This is a genomic window from Campylobacter sp. RM12647, from assembly GCF_020138135.1.
Lineage (GTDB): Bacteria > Campylobacterota > Campylobacteria > Campylobacterales > Campylobacteraceae > Campylobacter_E.
The window spans coordinates 1-1,846 of record NZ_JACGAS010000047.1; the positions used below are offsets into that span (position 1 = coordinate 1).

At 26.3% G+C, this 1,846-nt stretch carries 2 protein-coding genes; one reads left to right on the top strand and one right to left on the bottom strand.

The window, feature by feature from the left end:
• On the bottom strand, nucleotides 1-874 hold an 874-nt coding region (locus AVBRAN12647_RS09510; RefSeq protein ID WP_336615105.1), incomplete at its 3' end, for a 4Fe-4S dicluster domain-containing protein.
• 62 nt (nucleotides 875-936) lie between these two features.
• Between AVBRAN12647_RS09510 and AVBRAN12647_RS09515 the strand changes: the two genes are divergently transcribed.
• Nucleotides 937-1,542: a Crp/Fnr family transcriptional regulator gene (locus AVBRAN12647_RS09515; RefSeq protein WP_336615106.1), complete on the top strand. Its 606-nt coding sequence runs from the start codon at nucleotides 937-939 to the stop codon at nucleotides 1,540-1,542.
• Nucleotides 1,543-1,846: the final 304 nt, after the last annotated feature.

Genomic DNA, 1,846 nt, shown 5'->3' on the forward strand with positions numbered 1-1,846 from the left:
TTTTAATAATTTTGTCATTACTGGTTATTTTGTTATTTATATCTACTTTCATATGTGCTATTCCTTGGGTGTTGTTTGCGTGTTTTTTGCTTATTGCTTCTTGAATTTTTTCAAACGAAATCGGTGATACATAAAAAGTCGCAGTTCCGCCGTTTTGTTTATCTCCGTAAATATATGTGCCATCATCTTTAGCTAAATCTTTATATTCTTGTGCCTTTTTTAGGGCTAGTAATTTTATTTTTTCCTTGTTTGCATATATCATTGCGTTTTTAGGACAAGCACTCACGCAAGCAGGAATGCTAATATCAGCACATAAATCGCATTTATACATAACTCCACCACCTGCTAATTTAGGTGCTATTTTAAGATAAACTCCAACTCCTGCTTGTCGTTGTGGTATGTGCCAAGGGCAAACATCTTTACATTTTGCTCCACCAAAACAAACATTAGGGTTAATCTTAACTGCTGAATTATCTTTGCTAATTGCTCCAAAAGGACATATTTTAAGGCAAGTTGGGTCATCACAATGCATACAATGTCTTGGGATATTTATATTTTTATTATCTATGTTTAATTTGTCAACATAGATGAAATTATAAGGATTTAGCCTATTAATCTCATCTTTTTTGTCTTGATAATCTTCGTAAAATTTTTGTGGATAATAATTTGGTATTTCGCTAATTGGTTTAGGAAAAACATCTTTATTTTTTAATTTACAAGCACTTACGCATAAAGGTGTTGCTAAATTAGCACAGCCATCGCAAAGGCTTAAATCAATTAGTTTTGCCATTTTTTCTTGATTAGTATTCGCAAAAACCTTGCTTACACTAGCAATTCCTGCGATTTTTAAAAAATTCCTTCTATTTAAACTCATAATATTCCTTTTTTTGATAAAGTATAAGAGTTTTTAAAAATTATGTATGTGATAAAGTTACAATGAAAAAGATTGAAGATTTTTTAAATTCTATATTTACAAATAATGAGCTAATTAAAAAATGTTTAGAAAAAGGTCTTTTTAAGACTTATAAAAAAGGTGATGATTTATGGGATTGTCAAGGGCTTATATTTATAATTGATGGAAGTATTAAGATATTTATTGATAATGGCATTAGAAAGATTGATATTTTTAATTTATCAAATGATGAATATTGCTTATTATCAGCTTCTTGCGTGCTAAATAATATTAGTTTTGATGTTAATATTGAGTTTGTAAAAAACACTAATGTTTGGGTAATTCCTAGCAAAGATTTAGAAGAATTAAGCAAAAAATATTTAGAATTTAAACAGCTAAAATTAGACATTATTTCTAAAAGACTTAGCGAAATTATGCAATTTTTAGAAGATTTTGCTTTTATGCCGCTTTCAAATCGTGTTTTAAAATATATAAAAGATAATGCAAGTAATAATGAATTAAAAATTACTCACGAAGAATTAGCAAGAGTAGTAGGTAGTTCAAGAGAAAGTATTTCAAGGGTTTTAAAAGAGTTGAAAAATGATAATAAAATCGTATTAAAACGAGGTGCTATTATTGTTTGTACTTAAAGAATTTAAAACAGGAGTTTAAAATAAATCTTAGATATTGCTAGATTTAAAATTTAAATTTCAAATTCAAATTCTTTAAAATTAAATTATTTTTCTAATTGTAATACTAAAAATAAAGCTATTTAAAACAACTTTAAATAGGATTTTGATTTTTTTATAATTATTTATATTATAAACTTTACTTATAAATCCTAATAACCATAAACTCCACTAAACCCTTATTTCCCAATTATTTTCAACAATCAATTACCACTAGTCCATTTCAAATCACTCAAAAACTTTTTCATATTTTTTTCAATTTTTT